The following is a 17850-nucleotide window of genomic DNA, read 5'->3' on the forward strand; positions in this document are numbered from 1 at the left end:
ATTCGTTTCCATCCACCAGCGTCTTCTTCAAGAGTGGGGATGCTGCAGCGAAGTTCCAGGGCGCGCTGGAAAAAATTTGTAGCCCGTACAGCGCGGCCGGCCTGGCGCGACCTAGACCAGCGCCAGCACCCGCGCCAGCGGCAGCTGCAGGCGCACCTGGTCGCGCGGCACGGCGGCGCTCACCTTCCACTGCGGCTGGGTGGTGTCGCGCGGGATCGGCTCGCCAGTGGGCATGCCCTCGCGGTTCAGCGTCACAGCGACGCGCGGCGTGGCGGCGCTGGCGCCGCGGCGCAGCACCAGCGCCACTTCCTGGCTGGCCAGGCGCACGAAGGTGCCGGGCGGGTACACGCCCAGGGTCTTGACCAGCGCCGCGCCGGCCTCGTCCACTTGGCGCTGCTCGTCGTAGTAGCTGGCCTGCATGGCGGCGGTGGCGCCCAGCGGGCTGCGCGTGGCGCGCGGCGCGATGCGCGCGCCGAACACGTCGGCACGCTGGATCAGCCGCGCCATCTGCTGGCCCTCGCTGCGGCTGGTCAGCGGGCCGGGCGTGCGCGCGTGGTGGTGGCGCACGGCCTCCAGCCACACCGGGTCGGACATGCCCATGCGGCGCAGCAGCGCCTCGGAATGCGCGGCATGGTCGGTGATGGCGTCGACCTGCGCGGCGCTCAAGGGGTCGGCCTGCTGCGCCAGTTGGTCCTGCAGCGCCGTCATGGCGATGTTCATGGACAGCGCCGCCTGGCCCAGCCGCGTCACCTGGCGCGGCTGCCAGCGCAGGGTCTCCCGCGCCACCAGCATGCACACGCAGGCCACCAGCATGGCGTGGGTGGCGCTGTACATGCCGGTTTCGTGCCCGGTCAGGTAGATCAGCGCCAGGAGCGTGGCGTCGGGCGCCTGCTCGCACAGCTGCTGCAGTTCCTCATGCAGGGCCAGCAGGCGCTGCGGGAAGTCGGGGCTGTCCGGCGTGCGCAGCAGCTGGGTGGCGCGCAGCTGCAGCGCCGCCCAGTCGGCGGCGCGGGCGTCGGGGCCGAGCGCGGTGTCCTGCGCTGCCGAGATCTTCATCGACGCGATCTGCCCCAGCGACGCCTGTGACAGCAGCATCTGCTGCATCTGCGCTAGGTAGGCGCGGTAGCTGTCGCCGGACTCGTCAGTGTCCACGCACAGGCGCAGGCCGCGCGCCAGCAGCACGTCCAGCTCCTGGCGGTTGCGGATGACGTAGCCCTTGTGCGCCAGCAGGGCGCCGCTGGCGCCGCGCAGCGCGAACGGCAGCGGCTGGCCCAGCTGAATCGAGTCGATGTCGAGGGAAACAAGCTTCATGGCGCCGCTGTAACAGAACGTGCTTCATGCCCGTCGCCCTTGCGGCGCAGCACCTTGCGCTTGACCCAGTGCTCAAAATCGTCGATCCAGGTGAACACCGCCGGCACCACCAGCAGGCTGAGCACGGTGGAGGTGATCAGCCCGCCGATCACCGCCACCGCCATCGGCGAGCGAAAGCTCATGTCCGCCTCGCCCAGCCCCAGGGCGATGGGCAGCATGCCCGCGCCCATGGCGAGGGTGGTCATGATGATGGGGCGGGCGCGCTTGTGGCAGGCGTCCAGCAGGGCTTCGAGCCGGCCCATGCCGCGCTCGCGCCGGGCAACGATGGCGTACTCGACCAGCAGAATCGAGTTCTTGGTGGCGATGCCCATGAGCATGATCAGCCCGATCAGCGACGGCATAGAAAAGCTCTGGCGCGCCAGCAGCAGCGCCACGAAGGCTCCGCCCAGCGACAGCGGCAGCGCCGCCAGGATGGTCACCGGCTGCAGGAAGTCCTTGAACAGCAGCACCAGCACGATGTAGATGCAGACCACGCCGGTCAGCATCGCCAAGCCGAAGCTGGCGAACAGCTCGCCCATCATCTCGGCGTCGCCCACGTCGATCAGGCGCACGCTGGCCGGCAGTGCCTTGACGGCCGGCAGCTGGTGCACCGCCTCGGTCACCTCGCCCAGGCCGCGCGCGCCCAGCTCGATCTCGAAGTTCACGTTGCGCGCGCGGTCGTAGCGGTTGATGACCGCCGGGCCGCCGGCCAGGGTCAGCTCGGCCACCTCGCCCAGGCGCACCGGGCCGCGGCTGCCGGGCACGGCCAGGTGCTCCAGCGTCTGCAGATCCTCGCGCGCGGCGTCCGCCAGGCGCACCACGATGGGCACCTGGCGCTGCGCCAGGTTGAGTTTCGGCAGGTACTGCTCGTAGTCGCCCACGGTGGCCACGCGCAGCGTCTCGGCGATGGCGCTGCTGGTGACGCCCAAGTCGGCGGCGCGGGCGAAGTCCGGGCGCACGGCGATCTCCGGGCGCACCAGGCTGGCGTTGGAACTCACCCCGCCGATGCCGGGAATGGCGCGCAGCTCGCGCTCCACGGCGCGGGCGCTGGCCAGCAGTGCCTGCGGGTCCTCGCTGGCCAGCGCCAGGATGTACTTGTCGTTGGAGCCGCCCAGGCCGATCTTCACGCGCACGCCGGGCAGGTCCTGCATGGCGTCGCGCAGGCGTTGCTCGATGACCTGCTTGCGCGGGCGCTCGCCGCGCGGGCTCATGCGCAGGGTGAGCGTGGCGCGGCGTGGGTCGGACGCGGCGGCGCTGCTCGAGGACGGGTCGGAGCCGGCCGAGCCGCCGCCGATGGTGGTGTAGATGCTCTCGATGTGCCCGACGCCCTTGGCGCGCTCGGCCGCCTGCAGCGCCAGCGCGCGCGTGTCGGCCAGCTTGGCTCCCGGCGGCAGCTCCAGTGTGACCTGCGTCTGCACGTTGTCGTCGGCCGGGATGAAGCCCGAGGGCAGCAGCGGGATCAGCGCGACCGAGCCGAAGAAGAACAGCGTAGCGCCCAGCAGCGTCAGGATGCGGTGGCGGATGCACCATGCCGACATGCGCATGTAGGCGGCCAGCCAGCGCGGCTCCTTTTCCTGGCCCACCAGGGGTTTCAGGATGTAGGCGGCCATCATCGGGGTGAGCAGCCGCGCCACGACCAGCGAGGCGAACACCGCCAGCGCCGCCGTCCAGCCGAACTGCTTGAAGAAGCGCCCGGCGATGCCGCTCATGAAGGCAGTGGGCAGGAACACCGCGATCAGCGTGAAGGTGGTGGCGATGACCGCCAGGCCGATCTCGTCGGCCGCCTCCATCGCCGCCTGGTACGGCGTCTTGCCCATGCGCAGGTGGCGCACGATGTTCTCCACCTCGACGATGGCGTCATCCACCAGGATGCCGATGACCAGCGACAGCGCCAGCAGCGTGATGATGTTGATGGAAAAGCCCAGCAGGTGCATGCCGATGAACGCCGGGATCACCGACAGCGGCAGCGCCACGGCCGAGACGATCGTGGCGCGCCAGTCGCGCAGGAACAGCCAGACCACCACCACCGCCAGGATCGCGCCCTCGTACAGCAGGCGCATCGAGCTGTCGTACTCCTCCTGCGCGATGTCCACGAAGTCCACCGTGCGCTCCAGGCGCAGGTCCGGGTGCTCGGCCTGCAGCGCATCCAGCGCCTTTTGGACGCCCGCGCCCACCTCGACCTCGCTGGCGCCGCGGCTTCGGCTGACCTCGAAGCCGATCACCGGCCGTCCGTCCAGCAGCGCCCCGGTGCGCGGCTCGGCCACGGTGTCGTCGATGCGGGCCACCTGGTCCAGGCGGATGTGCCGCCCGCCGGGCAGCGCGATGTCCAGCCGCGCCAGCTCGGCGGCGGTCTGCACCGTGGCCAGGGTGCGCAGCGGCTGCTCGGCGCCGCCGAGCTCGGCACGGCCGCCGGCGCTTTCCACCTGCACCTGGCGCAGCTGGCGCGAGACGTCGGCGGCGGTGGCGCCCAGCGCCTGCAGCTTGAGCGGGTCCAGCGCCACGCGCACCTCGCGCGTCGCGCCGCCCACGCGCGTGACCGCTCCCACGCCGGGCACGGCCAGCAGGCGCCGGCTCAAGGTGTCGTCGATGAACCACGACAGCGCCTCGTCGTCCATGCGGTCCGAGGCGATGGCGAACGCCAGGATGGGCTGGGCGGACAACTCCAGCTTGTTGATGATCGGGTCGCGCAGGTCCGCCGGCAGATCGGCGCGCACGCGCGAGACGGCCGAGCGCACGTCGTCCACCGCCTCCTGCACGGGTTTTTCCAGCTGGAACTCGGCGGCGATGCTGGCCGAGCCGTCCACCAGCGTGGTGGTGATGTGCTTCAGGCCCTGGGTGGTGGCGATGGCGTTCTCGATCTTGCGCGCCACGTCGGATTCGAGCTGCCCCGGCGCCGCGCCGGGCAGCGCCGCGGTGACGATGACGATGGGCAGGTCCATGTCGGGGAAGTTCTGCACCTTCATGGCGCGGAACGCCATCAGGCCGCCCAGGGTGAGCAGCACGAACAGCATCGCCGCCGGGATGGGGTTGCGGATCGACCAGGCCGAGAGGTTCATCACCGCTCCTTAATTCGTAGCTGCAGGCGCTTGTTTCGCCTGGGCTGGAGACGGATTCGACTCGGATTCAGCCGCCACCCGCACGACGTCGCCGTCGTTCAGGAAGGCACCGCCCGTGCGCACCACCTGCGCCGTCGGCGCCAGGCCGTCCAGGATCTCCACCTGCCCGTCCGTGCGCGCGCCGGTGCGCACCCGGCGCATGGCCACGCGCGTGCCCTCCAGCACCTCGAAGACGTGCGAGAAGCCGTCGCGCACCACGATGGCCGACTGCGGCAGCGTCAGGCCCTGGCGCTCGCCCAGCACGAAATCGCCCTGCGCGTACATGCCGGCGCGTATGTCCGGGTGTTGCGGCAGGTCGACATACACCAGCGCATTGCGCGTGGCCGGGTCCACCGTCGGCGCCAGCATGCGCACCGTGCCCTCGACCTGCGCGCCGCTGGCGGCGGTGACGTCGGCACGCATACCCGGACGCAGGCGCGGCAGGTCGGCGGCGCCGACCTCGGCGCGCCACTCCAGCCGGCCGCGGCGCACCAGGCGGAACAGCTCGGTGCCCGCGCCCACCACCGCGCCCACAGTGGCGCTGCGCGCCGAGATCACGCCGGCGTCGGGCGCCAGCACCTGGGTGTATTTGAGGCGCAGCTGCTGCGCGTTCAGCAGGGCCTGCGCCGCCTCGACGCGCGCCTGCGCGGTCTGCGCGCCGGTGGCGTACTGCTGGATCTGCTGCTGGCTCAAAGCGCCGGACTGGATCAGCGTCTGCGCACGCGCGGCGTTGGCCTGCGCGTCGGCGGCGGCAGCGCGCGCCTCGGCCAGGCTGGCGCGCGCCTGCGCGACCTCGGCCTGCAGCGTCTCGCTGGCAAACGTCGCCAGCACCTGGCCGGCGCGCACCCGGTCGCCGACGTTCACGCGCACCTCGGTCAGGCGCAGGCCGTTGGCCTCGGCGCCGACGCTGGCCTCCTGCCAGGCGGCGATGCTGCCGTTGGCCGACAGCCGCTCGGCCACGGCACGGCGCTGCGGCTGCACGGTGGCCACGGTGAGCGCCGGGCGCGGGGCGGCGGCGCTGGCGCTGGCGCCGGCCTGGCCGGCATCCGGCTGCGCCGGTGCCTCGGCGTCCTTGCGGCCGCAGGCGGGCAGCCACAGCGCGGTGGCGATCAGAAGGCAAAGAAGGCGAAGGCGCGGCATGGGCACAACCTGGGAAAGAGGGTTCGACAAACGTGGGGCGGTGGCGGCGAAGCGGCTCGGCCAAGTCAGCGCGGCACGGGCGTGGGCGGCAGCGCCGCGCGGCCAGCGGCTGACGCCGGAGCGGCAGCGGCGCCGGTCTGCAGGCCGACGACGGGCAGCGCATCACCCGGCACGCCGGGCGCGTCCAGCGCGCGGCTCCAGCCGCCGCCGGCGGCGCGATACAGCGCGATCCAGGCCAGCATGCGCTCCTGCTCCAGCGCCACCAGCGCGGTCTCGGAGGCCAGCTGCGTGCGCCGCGCGTCCTCCAGCTCGACCAGGCTGGCCAGGCCCGCCGACCAGCGCGCCTGCGTGGCCTCGAACGAGCGGCGGTAGCCGGCGGCGGCCCGCTCGGCGCTGGCGCGGCGCTCTTCGGTGCTGGCCAGGCGCGCCAGCGCCTGCTCGACCTCGGCCACCGCCTGGCGCGCCTGGGCGCGCAGGCGCAGCGCGGCGTCCTCGTAGCGCGCCTGCGCGGCATCCACCTGCGCGGCGCGGCGGCCGGCGTCGAACAGCGGCAGCGTCAGTGCCACCGGACCGATCGACCAGGTGTTGCTGGCCACGCTGCCGGCGTTGGACTTCACCCAGCCGCGCCCGATCGAGCCGGTGAGCTGCAGGCGCGGGTAGCGCTCGGCGCGCGCGGCGCCGACCTCGGCGCTGGCGGCGGCCACCTCCAGCTCGGCGGCGTAGATGTCCGGGCGCTGCGCCAGCAGCCGCGCCGGCAGGGTGTCGATGGCGAACAGCGTGGCGTCGGGGCGCAGCGCCGGCGCGGCGTCCAGCTGCGCGCGCAGCGCGGCCTCCTCGCGCCCGGTCAGCGCCACCAGGGTCTTCACGGCGATGTCGCATTGCAGGCGCTGCTGCGCGGCGCGTGCCTGCGCGTCGGCCTGGCTGGCGCTGGCCAGCGCGGCGGTGGCCGGCGCGGTGAAGCCGGCGCGCTCGCTCTCGGTCGACAGCCGCGCGGTCTCGCCGCGCGAGCGCGCATCGGATTCGGCCACCTGCAGCTGGCGCCGGCAGTAGTGCCAGCCGGCGTACTGCTGCGCCACCTCGGCGGCGACCGACACGCGTGCCTCGTGCCACTGCGCGCCGGCGGCCTGGGCGCGCGCGCGCGCGGCCTCCCACTGCGCGGCGTTGCCGCCGAACAGGTCGATCTCCCAGCCGGCCTGCAGGTTGGCCTGCGCGGTGCTGGCCACGCCGCCCACCTGCTGGTTGAAGCCGCGGCTGGCATTGCCCTGCCCGTCCAGCGCCGGCAGCAGCGTCGAGCGCGCCGCCACCTGCTGCGCGCGCGCCTGCGCCAGGCGCGACGCCGCTTGCGACACGTTCGGACTCATCGCCTGGGCGTCGGCGATCAGCCCGGCCAGCACCGGGTCGTGCAGGCTGCCCTGCCACCAGTCGTGCAGCTGCGCCAGGCTGCCGCCGTGCGGCAGCGGTGCCTGCCAGCCGGGCGGCAGCGGCGCGCTGACCTGCGCCGGCGGGCGCGGCACGGCGCAGGCGACCAGCAGCAGGGGCGCGAGGGCCGCCAGCGCGGCGGCGCGCAGCAGGCGGGACGGGGATGTGGGGACTGAGAAGGAAGGCAACACGGGCGGCGGCGAAGGGGGCGGCGCGCGGCGGCGCGGGGTGCCGCCCGGCAGCGCATGGCGGCCGGGCGCAGCCGCGCATTACAGCACGGCTGGATGAAAACCGTTCCCAATGCGCGCGGCGCGCGACACCGGTCAGGAAATATCAGTCAAAACCGGCTCAAACCCTTGTATTTCAACGGCAGATAGCTATGCAATCAGGAGCGATCAGGCGCCGAATACCGCGTGCCACAGCGCCAGCACGGCGGCGCGCTCCATGCCCAGCTGCGCCAATGGCACCCGCGTCGGCTCCTCGTTCAGCCGGGCGCGGTGCTGCACCTGGCGCAGCGTGCGGTAGGCATCGGCGGCGGCACGGCCGACGCCGGCGGGCAGCAGGCCGGCGTCCTCGGCACGCTGCAGCAGGGCGATGTTGCCCTTGTTCTCGCACAGGCCCGGGTGCTGGCCGGCATGCGCCAGCACCAAGTACTGCACGGCGAATTCCACGTCCAGCATGCCGCCGGCGCTGTGCTTGACCTCGAACCAGCCGGGCGCCACCGGGTGCGCGTCGCGCAGGCGCTGGCGCATGGCGGTGATCTCAGCGGCCAGGGCGGCGCAGTCGCGCGGCGCGGTGATGACCGCCTGGCGCACGGCGTCGAAGCGCGCGCGCAGGTCCTCGGCGCCCAGCACGAAGCGCGCGCGCGTCATGGCCTGGTGCTCCCAGGTCCAGGCGGTGTTGCTGCCGCGCCGTTCCTGGTAGTCGGCGTACGCGCGGAAGCTGGTCACCAGCAGGCCCGAGTTGCCGTTGGGCCGCAGCTCGGTGTCGATCTCGAACAGGTCGCCCTCGGCGGTCTTGACCGCCAGCCAGTTGATCAGCTTGCGCACGAAGGCCGTGTAGACCTCCAGGGCGTCGTCGTGCGCGTCGTCGAAGACAAAGACGATGTCCAGGTCGCTGCCGTAGCCCAGCTCCTTGCCGCCCAGCTTGCCGTAGCCAATGATGGCGAAGCGCGGCGCGTCCCGGTGGCGGCTCTTCAGACGCTGCCAGCACCACTGGCTGGTCACGCGCAGCACGCTGTCGGCCAGCAGCGACAGGTCGTCGGCCACCTGCTCGACGCTGATGCGCCCCTCCACGTCGCGCGCCAGGGTGCGGAAGACCTCGGCGTGGTGCGCGCGGCGCAGCAGGTCCAGCAGGGTCTCATCGTCGTCCTCGCCGGTCGACTGCAGGGCGGCCAGGCGCAGGCCCAGCTCGCGCTCGAAGTCCTCGGGCGAAAAGCGCTCGTTCAGGATGGCGCCGCCGGCCAGCTCGTCGATCACGCCGGGATGCTGCATCATGTAGCGCGCCGGCCAGCGCGCCGCGCCCAGGATGTGCAGCAGGTGTTCGTGCACCGCCGGGCGCTCCAGCAGCAGCGCCAGGTAGCTGTCGCGGCGCAAGAGCGGCTCCAGCCAGTCCAGCAGGCGCACGGCCGCCGGCTCGCCCACCCGGCCTTCGGCCAGCCACTGCGCGGTGCGCTGCACCACGCGCACCAGGCGCGTGCGCGGGCGCTCGGCCAGCGCCTGGATGCGCGCGTTGCGCTGCCAGTCGCGCACCCGCGCGGCCAGCGCCGCCGGCAGCTGCTCGGCCAGCGCCTCCAGGTCGGGCACCGGCGGTAGCGCGGCGCGCGGACCGGCGCAGGCGCCGCCGCTGCAGGTCTTCTTCTCAGGGCCGCCCAGCAGGCGGTCGAACTCCTGCGCCACCAGCTCGCGGTGGGTGTCCAGCGTGCACAGAAAGTCGCAGCAGGGCAGGCCCAGCGTGGCGGCGATCCAGGCCAGGTCGTCATCGCGCGTGGGCAGCACGTGCGTCTGCTGGTCGTCCAGGTACTGGATGCGGTGCTCGACGCGGCGCAGGAAGGTGTAGGCCGCGGCCAGCGCATCGCCGGTCTCCGGCGGCATCAGACCGGCACGCACCAGGCGCGCCAGCGCCTCCAGGGTCGGGCGGCAGCGCAGCTCGGGGAACTGCCCGCCGCGCACCACCTGCAGCAGCTGCACGATGAACTCGATCTCGCGGATGCCGCCGCGCGAGAGCTTGACGTCGTTGGCGCGCTCGGGCCGGCCGCTGGCGCGGCGCAGCGCGTGCTCGCGGATCTGGCGATGCAGCGCACGCAGCGCGTCGAACACGCCGTAGTCCAGGTAGCGGCGAAAGACGAAGGGCAGCACCACCTCGCGCAGGCCTTGCACCGCCGCGCTGGCCACCGCCGCGCGCGGTGCCACCACGCGGCTTTTCATCCAGGCCAGGCGCTCCCACTCGCGCCCGTGCACCAGCAGGTAGTCCTCCAGCGCGGACAGCGAGCACACCGGCGCGCCGGAGTTGCCGTTGGGCCGCAGCGCCAGGTCCATGCGGAAGACGAAGCCGTGCTCGGTGGTCTCGCCGATCAGCGCGTGCAGCGCGCGCGCCACGCGCGCGAAGTATTCATGGTGCGACAGCCGGCCGCGCCCGTCCGCACCGCCGGGGGTATCGCCGTCGCACGGGTAGACGTAGACCAGGTCGATGTCGCTGGAGACGTTCAGCTCGCGCGCGCCGAGCTTGCCCATGCCGACGATCCACAGCGGCACCGCCGCGCCGGTCTCGTCCCGCGGCGCGCCATGGCGCACATCCAGCTCGGCGCAGGCGTGCAGGCAGGCGCGCTCCAGCGCCATCTCGGCCAACTCGGTCATGGGCGTGGTGATGTCGGCCAGCGGCGCGCCCAGGTCGCAGTCCAGCACCAGCAGCCGCTGCAGCACCAGCTGGCGCAGGATGCGCAGCGCCGCGCCCAGCGCTTCGCCGCGCGCCAGCAGCGCGTCGCAGGCGGCCTGCATGGCCGCGCGCGTGGGCACGCCGGGCGCCAGCAGCGGCAGCTCGGCGGCGTAGCGCCGCTGCAGGCGCTGCGCCAGGCGGGAGTGTTGCGACAAGGGGGTGGGCAGCGCCACGGCGGTGGAGGACGGCATACGGGCACAAGGATGACGGGGCAGGGCCGCGCGCAGCCGGGATAATTCCTGCCACCCGTTGCGTCCCTCCATGCCCGAGCTGCCTCTGCATCCCTCCCGTCCCCTGAAGATCCTGTCGGTGTGCGCGCGCTGGGCGCTGGGCCTGACGGTGGCGGCCTGGCTCGTGCTGGCGGCCGCATGGGCGGTCCTGCATGGCTGGATTGTGCCGCGCGCCGACAGTCTGCGCCCGCACCTGGAGCGACAGGCCACACGCGCCCTGGGGGTGCCGGTGCGCATCGCCGCCATGACCGCGCACGGCGGCAGCGTGTTCCCGACCATCGAACTGACCGGCGTGGCGCTGCTGGACGCCGCGGGCCGCCCGGGGCTGCAGCTGCCGCGCGTGGTGGTGGCGCTGTCGCCGCGCTCGCTGCTGCGCTTCGGGTTCGAGCAGGTGTATATCGAGGCGCCCGAGCTGGACGTGCGCCGCGCGCGCGACGGGCGCGTGTTCGTCGCCGGCATGGCTTTCCGGAGCAGCGGCGAGGATGACAGCCGCGCCGCCGACTGGCTGTTTTCCCAGCCCGAGGTGGCGATCCGCGGCGGCACGCTGCGCTTTTCCGATGAGCTGCGCGACGCCCCACCGCTGGCGCTGACGCAAGTCGACCTGGTGCTGCGCAACCGCGGCTGGCGCCACGCCGTGCGCCTGGACGCCACGCCGCAACCCGAATGGGGCGAGCGCTTCACGCTGCGCGGGCAGTTCCGCCAGCCGCTGCTGAGCCGGCACGACGGGCGCTGGCAGCAGTGGAGCGGGCAGCTGTACGCGCATTTCCCGCGCGCCGATGTCTCGCGCCTGCACCGCCACGTCGACCTGGGCGCGTTGGCGGTGGCACGCGGCATGGGCGGCGTGCGCGCCTGGGGCGACGTGCGCCGCGGCCAGCTGATCGGCGGCACCGTCGACCTGGCGCTGGCCGAGGTCGATGCCACGCTGGGCGAAGGCCTGCAGCCGCTGGTGCTGCGCCAGGTGACCGGGCGCGCCGGCGGGCGCTGGCTGGAGGGCGGCTTCGAGTTCAGCGCCAACGACCTGCAGTTCACCGCCGCGGACGGCCTGCACTGGCCGGGTGGGCAGCTGCTGCTGCGGCTGGTGGACGGCGGCGCCCCGCAGGCCGAGGGCGAGCTGCGCGCCGACCGGCTGGACCTGGCGGCGCTGGCGCAGGTGGCCGCGCGCCTGCCGCTGGGGCCAGCGCTGCACCAGGCGCTGCACGACTACGCGCCGGCCGGGCGGGTCGAAGGCCTGGTGGCACAGTGGCGCGGCCCGCTGGCAGCGCCGCGCGAATACCAGGCGCGCGCCCGCGTGCACGGGCTGGAGCTGGCCGCGCGTGGCGCGGCCACGCGGATACCGGGCCTGGTAGGCGCCGACGTGCAGCTGGAGCTGACCCAGGTCGGAGGCCGCGCCGTGCTGGGCATGAAAAACGGCCAGCTGGTGCTGCCCGGGGTGTTCGAGGACCCGGTAGTGCCAGTGGCGCATTTGGCCACCACGGTGCACTGGCAGGTGGAGAAGAACGGGCGCATCGCCGTGCAGGCCCCCGAGGTGCGCTTCGGCAACGCCGACGCCGAAGGACAGGCGAAGATCGCCTGGAACACTGCCGATCCGGGCGCGGACGGCCAGGGCGCGCGCTTTCCCGGGGTGCTGGAGCTGTCGGGCAGCCTGGCGCGCGCCGACGGCACGCGCGTGCACCGCTACCTGCCCCTGGCCGTGCCCGAGAGCGCGCGCCACTACGTGCGCGATGCGGTCACCGCCGGCAGCGCCAGCGGTGTGAAATTCAGCGTCAAGGGCGACCTGCACCATTTCCCGTACGCGCACGGCGAGCCGGGCGAGTTCCGCATCACCGCGCCGGTCAAGGGGGTCGAGTACGCCTATGTGCCCCCTGCCCTGCTGCACCCCGGCGACAAGGCCTGGCCGGCGCTCTCCGGCCTGTCGGGCGAGCTGGTCTTCGACCGCGCCAGCATGACCGTGCGCAATGCCGCAGGCAGCCTGGCGGGCGCGCCACGCCTGCGCGTGCAGCGCACCGGCGCGCGCATCGCCGACCTGGAGCATCCGGTGGTCGAGGTGGACGGACAGATCGCCGGACCGCTGGCCGACATGCTGGCCGTGGTGCGTGACTCGCAGGTGGCGCAGCTGACGCATGGCGCGCTGGACGCCGCCAGCGCCAGCGGCGGCGCCGAGCTGCGCCTGGGCCTGAGACTGCCCATCGCCGATCTGGCGCACTCCGGCGTGCGCGGCAGCGTGCAGCTGGCGGGCAACGACGTGCGCTTCGTGCCCGAGGCGCCGCTGGTGGCCGGCGCGCGCGGTGCAGTGCAGTTCACCGAAGGCGGCTTCACCCTGGCCGGGGTGCAGGGCCGGGCGCTGGGCGGGCCGGTCAGCCTGGAGGGCGGCATGCGCAGCCTGCCCGGCGCCGAGCCGCAAGTGCGCGTGCAGGCGCGCGGCACGGCCAGTGCCGAGGGGCTGCGTGAGGCCGGCCCCTGGCAGGCGCTGACGCAACTGGCCGCGCATGCCAGCGGCAGCACGCCCTACGCCCTGGAGATCGGCGTGCGCCGCGGGCTGGCCGAGCTGCTGGTGACCAGCGACCTGGTCGGCCTGGCCCTGGCGGCGCCGCCACCGCTGGCCAAGGACGCGGCCACGCCGCTGCCGCTGCGTTTCGAGCGCCGGCTGACGGCGGCGTCGGCGGCCTCCGCCAGCGCCCCGCGCGAGGACGAGCTGCTGGTCGGCCTGGGCGAGCTGGCGCGGCTGCACTGGGTGCGTGCGCTGGACGAGGCCGGCCACGCGCGCGTGCTGCGCGGCGCCATCGGCGTGGGCGAGGCGGCGCGCGAGCCGCCCACATTGCCGGCCAGCGGCGTGGTGGCGAATGCGGTCTTCGGGCATTTCGACGCCGACGCCTGGCTGGCGCTGCTGGGCGGCGGCGACGCGCCGGCCTCCGGGGCCCCGGCGGGCGACGCCGTGCCGGCCTACCTGCCGGACAGCGTCGGCCTGCGCGCCGACACCCTGGAAGCCGGCGGGCGCGCCCTGCACCGTGTGGTCGCCGGTGCCTCGCGCCAGGGCCAGGTCTGGCGCGCCAACGTGGATGCGGCCGAGCTCAACGGCTATGTCGAGTACCGCCCCGGCGCAGGCAGCGACGCCGGCCTGGTGCACGCCCGGCTGGCACGCCTGACGCTGCCCGAGGCCGCGCAGGAGGAAGTGAACGAGTTGCTGCCCGAAAGCGCGCAGCCGCAGACCCTGCCGGCGCTGGACATCGCGGTGCAGGACTTCGTGCTGCGCGGGCGGCGCATGGGCCGGCTGGAGATCGAGGCGCGCAACCGCGTGGCCAGCGACGGCGAGCGCGAGTGGCAGCTGGCGCGCTTCAACCTGGCGGCGCCTGAGGCGCAACTGGCCTCCAGCGGCCGCTGGGCGCTGGCCGCCGGCGCGCGCGAGCGCCGCACGGCGCTGGACTTCCGGCTGGACGTGCGCGACTCGGGTGCGCTGCTGGCGCGCTTCGGCATGGACGGTGTGCTGCAGCGCGGCCAGGGCCGGCTGGACGGGCGGATCGGCTGGACCGGCTCGCCCATCGCGCCCGACTGGCGCAGCATGGACGGGCAGCTGCACCTGGACATGCAGTCCGGCCAGTTCCTCAAGGCCGACCCGGGGCTGGCCAAGCTGCTGTCGGTGCTCAGCCTGCAGTCGCTGCCGCGCCGGCTGACGCTGGATTTTCGCGATGTCTTCAGCCAGGGCTTCGCCTTCGACTTCGTGCGCGGCGATGTGCGCATCGAGCGCGGCATCGCCACCACCAACAACCTGCAGATGAAGGGCGTGAACGCCGCCGTGCTGATGGAGGGCAGCGCCGACATCGAGCGCGAGACGCAGGACCTGCGCGTGGTGGTGGTGCCCGAGATCAATGCCCTGACGGCCTCGCTGGTGGCCACCGCCATCAACCCGGTGATCGGCCTGAGCAGCTTTCTGGCGCAGGTCTTCCTGCGCGGGCCGCTGATGCAGGCGGCGACGCAGGAATTCCGCATCGACGGCACCTGGGCCGACCCGCAGGTGCAGCGCGTGGCGCGCCGGCGCAGCCCCGCCCCGGCCTCCACGGCCGACGCGGCCAAGCCCGCCACCGTTCCCCTTTCCAAGGAGCAACCATGAAAGTCGCCGCCCTGCAGATGGTTTCCGGCCCCGACATCGCCGCCAACCTGGCCTGCGCGCGCACGCTGCTGGAGCAGGCCGCGCAGGCCGGCGCCGAGCTGGCCGCGCTGCCCGAATACTTCAACGGCATGGGTCTGGACGAGCGGGACAAGCTGGCGCACGCCGAAGCCTTCGGCGACGGCCCGGTGCAGCAGTTCCTGGCGCGCGCGGCGCGCGAGCTCTCCCTGTGGATCGTCGGCGGCACGCTGCCGCTGGCCAGCCCCGAAGCGGACCGCGTGCACAACAGCTCGCTGGCCTTCGATCCCGACGGGCGCTGCGTGGCGCGCTACGACAAGATCCACCTGTTCCGCCTCGACAACGGCAGCGAGCAGTTCGACGAGGCGCGCACCGTGGCTGCCGGCCACCAGCCGGCGCACTTCGACCTGCGCGCGCGGGACGGCCACGCCTGGCGCGTCGGCCTGTCGGTGTGCTACGACCTGCGCTTTCCCGAGCTGTATCGGCAACACGCGCGCGCCGGCTGCGACCTGCTGCTGGTGCCCAGCGCCTTTACCCACACCACCGGCCAGGCGCACTGGGAGGTGCTGCTGCGCGCTCGTGCCATCGAGAACCTGGCCTGCGTGCTGGCACCGGCGCAGGGCGGGCTGCACGCCAACGGCCGGCGCACCTGGGGCCACAGCCTGGCCGTGGACGCCTGGGGCGAACTGCTGGCGCAGCGCGCCGAGGACGGGGCCGGCCTGGTGCTGGCGCAGCTGGACGCGGCGCGCGTGCAAAGCGCCCGCGCCCGGCTGCCGGCGCTGGCGCACCGCGTGCTGTGAGCCGCAGCGTTCTGCTCCTGCTGCCGCGCCTGCCGCCGCGCTGGGTCGGCCTGGCGCGGCGCGGCCTGGGCGCCTGGCGCCGCTGGTCGCTGTGGGTGCTGCTGGGGGCGCTGGTGGCCGGGGTGCTGGTCACGCTGGTGTGGCTGGCCGGGCGCTATGAGGCCAGCCAGGTGCAGGACCGGCTGGACCGCGACGCCGCCGAGGCCGTGGCCGACCTGCGCACCGCGCTGCTGCGCGACGTGCACGAGCTGCGCGCGCTGTCGTCTCCGACGGGCACACCGCTGGCCTGGGAGGGCGAGGCCAGCGAACTGCTCAGCCGGCGCCATGCGCTGGCGCGGCTGGAATGGCGCGACGCGCAGCTGCACGTCCGCCTGCAGGCGCTGTCGCCCTGGCATGGCATGCCGGCACGCGGCAAGGAGCGCGACGGCGCGCACTCCGAGACGGGGCTGGCGTGCAACAACGCGCGCCGGCTGATGGGCCCGTCGTACGCCAGCAGCTACTTCCAGCCGCTGCCGATCGGTGTCGGCGCCGAGATGATGGAGCTGTGCCTGCCGCTGATCGACGGCGGGCGCGTGCAGGGCTTCGTGGTGGCCACCTATGTGCTGCAGTCGCTGCTGACCGAGGTGGTGGCGCCGCAGCTGCGCCATGGCCAGGAGGTGTCGTTCACCGAGGCCGACGGCACGCGCCTCGCGCTGCTGGCCGGGCAGCGCCGCGGCTCGCGCGTGTTCACCGCGCGCCAGCTGTTCGATCTGCCAGGCAATGCCCTGGTGCTGCGCATGGACGGCTGGCACGCCGCGCCCAGTGTGTTCCCGAACGTGCTCACGGCGCTGGTCACCGCCATGTCGATCGCGCTGGTGTCGGTGGTGCTGGTGCTGGTGCGCGACATGCGCCGGCGCCTGCGCGCCGAGCGCGAGCTGGCCGAGGCGCTGGCGCTGCGCAAGGCGATGGAGAACTCGCTGGTCACCGGCCTGCGCGCGCGCGACCTGCAGGGCCAGGTGACCTATGTGAACCCGGCGTTCTGCGCCATGGTGGGCTTTGGCGCCGCCGAGCTGGTGGGCTGCAGCTTCCCGCCGCCCTACTGGCCCCCCGAGCGGCGCGAGGACTACAGCCGGCTGCAGCACGCGCGGCTGTCCCGCCAGGCCAGCCCGCCGGCACAGGGCTATGAGTCGCTGTTCATGCGCCGCGACGGCACGCGCTTTCCGGTCATGGTCTATGAGGCGCCGCTGATCGACGCCAAGGGCGCGCACACCGGCTGGATGGGCTCGATCCTGGACGTGAGCGAGCAGCGCCGCGCCGAGGAGCTGTCGCGTACCACGCACGAGCGGCTGCAGGCTACCGCGCGCCTGGCCACCGTGGGCGAGATGGCGTCGCTGCTGAGCCACGAGCTGAACCAGCCCCTGGCAGCCATCGCCAGCTACGCCAGCGGCTCGCTGAACCTGCTGCAAACACCGGACGGCGCGCCGCCCGCCGCGCAGGATCTGGCCGACGTGCAGGAGGCGCTGCAGCGCATTGCCGCCCAGGCCGGACGCGCCGGACGCGTCATCAAGAGCGTGCACGACTTCGTGCGCCGGCGCGCACGCACCCGCGAGGCGGTGGCGCCGCAGGAGCTGCTGGAGGCGGTGCTGCCCATCGTGCGCCTGCAGGCGCGCAAGCTGCAGGTCGAGGTCGAGGTCGAGGTCGAGGACGGCCTGCCGCCGGCGCTGTGCGACCGCACCATGGTCGAGCAGGTGCTGCTGAACCTGACGCGCAACGCCATGCAGGCCATGGAAGGCCAGGCGCAGGACGCCAGCGCTGCCTCGCCGCTGCTGCGCCTGCGCGTGCGCCGCGCTGCGGGCGGCGCGGCGCCGCGCTGGCTGGAGTTCGGCGTGGCGGACAACGGCAGCGGCATTCCCGCCGAAGTGGCGCAGCGGCTGTTCACGCCCTTCTTCACCACCCGCGCCGAGGGCATGGGGCTGGGCCTGAGCCTGTGCCGCACGGTGGTCGAGCAGCATGGGGGACATCTGGCCCACGCACCAGGCGCTGGCCGTGGTACGTTCTTCGTCTTCACGCTGCCGGCGGCGCCGGTGGCCGACGCCTCCTTTCCGACGACCTGACATGGACCCAGCCGCATCCGCCATTCCCGCCACGGTGTACATCGTGGACGACGACGCCGAGGTGCGCACCGCGCTGGCCTGGCTGCTGCGTTCGCGCCGCGTGCTCAGCGAGTCCTACGCCAGCGCCGAGGCCTTCGAGGCCATGCTGGCCGAACGCACCGCGCAGGGCCTGCAGCAGCGCCAGGCGGCGTGCCTGCTGCTGGATGTGCGCATGCCCGGCATGAGCGGCCTGGCGCTGTTCGAGCGCATGGCCGAGCGCGGCGAGATCGAGGCCATCCCCGTGATCTTCCTAACCGGCCATGCCGACGTGCCCACGGCGGTGGCCAGCGTCAAGAGCGGCGCCTTCGACTTTTGCGAGAAGCCGTTTTCCGACAACGCGCTGGTGGACCGCATCCAGGCGGCACTGCAGGCCTCCGGGCAGCACCTGCAGGCGCGCCACGCGCGCCGCCAACTGGGGCGCAGGCTCGACGAGCTGACCGAGCGCGAGCGCGAGGTGATGCGCCTGGTGGTGGACGGCATGCCCAACAAGCTCATCGCCGACCAGCTGAACATCAGCGTGCGCACGGTGGAGGTGCACCGTGCGCGCGTGTTCGAGAAGATGCAGGTCAAGTCGGCCGTGGAACTGGCCAACCTGCTGCGCCCGCCGTCATCGGCCTGATGGCCACGGGG

Annotated in this window: 9 protein-coding genes; 4 read left to right on the forward strand and 5 right to left on the reverse strand. The window is 73.6% G+C overall.

Features of this window, described 5'->3' with window-relative positions; genetic code table 11:
• Positions 1-111: 111 nt before the first annotated feature.
• The 5 genes from BLQ61_RS03345 to glnE all read right to left on the reverse strand — a co-directional run bounded on the left by BLQ61_RS03345 (position 112) and on the right by glnE (position 10129).
• Positions 112-1311: an HD-GYP domain-containing protein gene (locus tag BLQ61_RS03345; RefSeq protein WP_091566697.1), complete on the reverse strand. Its 1200-nt coding sequence runs from the start codon at positions 1309-1311 to the stop codon at positions 112-114.
• Positions 1308-4406 carry an efflux RND transporter permease subunit gene (locus tag BLQ61_RS03350; protein ID WP_091566699.1) on the reverse strand — a complete coding sequence of 1033 codons (3099 nt, stop codon included), beginning with the start codon at positions 4404-4406 and terminating at the stop codon, positions 1308-1310. Before BLQ61_RS03350 ends, BLQ61_RS03345 begins: the two co-directional genes overlap by 4 nt.
• 9 nt (positions 4407-4415) lie before the next feature.
• Positions 4416-5585, reverse strand: a complete 1170-nt coding sequence (locus tag BLQ61_RS03355; RefSeq protein WP_091566701.1) for an efflux RND transporter periplasmic adaptor subunit — start codon at positions 5583-5585, stop codon at positions 4416-4418.
• Positions 5586-5650: 65 nt separating this feature from the next.
• Positions 5651-7195 (reverse strand): efflux transporter outer membrane subunit, encoded by a 1545-nt coding sequence (locus BLQ61_RS03360; RefSeq protein WP_245703819.1) that lies wholly within the window; start codon positions 7193-7195, stop codon positions 5651-5653.
• A 204-nt stretch (positions 7196-7399) separates the two neighbouring features.
• Complete coding sequence (glnE, locus tag BLQ61_RS03365) at positions 7400-10129, reverse strand: bifunctional [glutamate--ammonia ligase]-adenylyl-L-tyrosine phosphorylase/[glutamate--ammonia-ligase] adenylyltransferase (protein ID WP_091566705.1); 2730 nt, start codon at positions 10127-10129, stop codon at positions 7400-7402.
• A gap of 70 nt (positions 10130-10199) precedes the next feature.
• Between glnE and BLQ61_RS03370 the strand changes: the two genes are divergently transcribed.
• The 4 genes from BLQ61_RS03370 to BLQ61_RS03385 are packed head-to-tail and all read left to right on the forward strand — an operon-like array spanning position 10200 to position 17839.
• Positions 10200-14273 (forward strand): YhdP family protein, encoded by a 4074-nt coding sequence (locus BLQ61_RS03370; RefSeq protein WP_091566707.1) that lies wholly within the window; start codon positions 10200-10202, stop codon positions 14271-14273.
• Entirely contained in the window at positions 14270-15088 is an 819-nt protein-coding gene (locus BLQ61_RS03375; RefSeq protein ID WP_091566709.1) for a carbon-nitrogen hydrolase family protein, read from the forward strand. Before BLQ61_RS03370 ends, BLQ61_RS03375 begins: the two co-directional genes overlap by 4 nt.
• The gene (locus BLQ61_RS03380; RefSeq protein ID WP_091566711.1) at positions 15085-17181 is read left to right on the forward strand and encodes a two-component system sensor histidine kinase NtrB; all 2097 of its coding nucleotides are present in this window, start codon (positions 15085-15087) and stop codon (positions 17179-17181) included. Before BLQ61_RS03375 ends, BLQ61_RS03380 begins: the two co-directional genes overlap by 4 nt.
• 1 nt (position 17182) lies before the next feature.
• Positions 17183-17839, forward strand: a complete 657-nt coding sequence (locus tag BLQ61_RS03385) for a response regulator transcription factor (protein WP_091566713.1) — start codon at positions 17183-17185, stop codon at positions 17837-17839.
• Positions 17840-17850 lie beyond the last annotated feature (11 nt).

The organism is Oryzisolibacter propanilivorax (genome assembly GCF_900103645.1).
Taxonomy (GTDB): Bacteria; Pseudomonadota; Gammaproteobacteria; order Burkholderiales; family Burkholderiaceae_C; genus Melaminivora; species Melaminivora propanilivorax.

What these genes read in the sequence shown, in the direction of transcription:
- BLQ61_RS03345 (WP_091566697.1), bottom strand. Translation starts at nt 1,311, where the DNA reads ATGAAGCTTGTTTCCCTCGACATCGACTCGATTCAGCTGGGCCAGCCG.
- BLQ61_RS03350 (WP_091566699.1), bottom strand. Translation starts at nt 4,406, where the DNA reads ATGAACCTCTCGGCCTGGTCGATCCGCAACCCCATCCCGGCGGCGATG.
- BLQ61_RS03355 (WP_091566701.1), bottom strand. Translation starts at nt 5,585, where the DNA reads ATGCCGCGCCTTCGCCTTCTTTGCCTTCTGATCGCCACCGCGCTGTGG.
- glnE (WP_091566705.1), bottom strand. Translation starts at nt 10,129, where the DNA reads ATGCCGTCCTCCACCGCCGTGGCGCTGCCCACCCCCTTGTCGCAACAC.
- BLQ61_RS03370 (WP_091566707.1), top strand. Translation starts at nt 10,200, where the DNA reads ATGCCCGAGCTGCCTCTGCATCCCTCCCGTCCCCTGAAGATCCTGTCG.
- BLQ61_RS03375 (WP_091566709.1), top strand. Translation starts at nt 14,270, where the DNA reads ATGAAAGTCGCCGCCCTGCAGATGGTTTCCGGCCCCGACATCGCCGCC.
- BLQ61_RS03385 (WP_091566713.1), top strand. Translation starts at nt 17,183, where the DNA reads ATGGACCCAGCCGCATCCGCCATTCCCGCCACGGTGTACATCGTGGAC.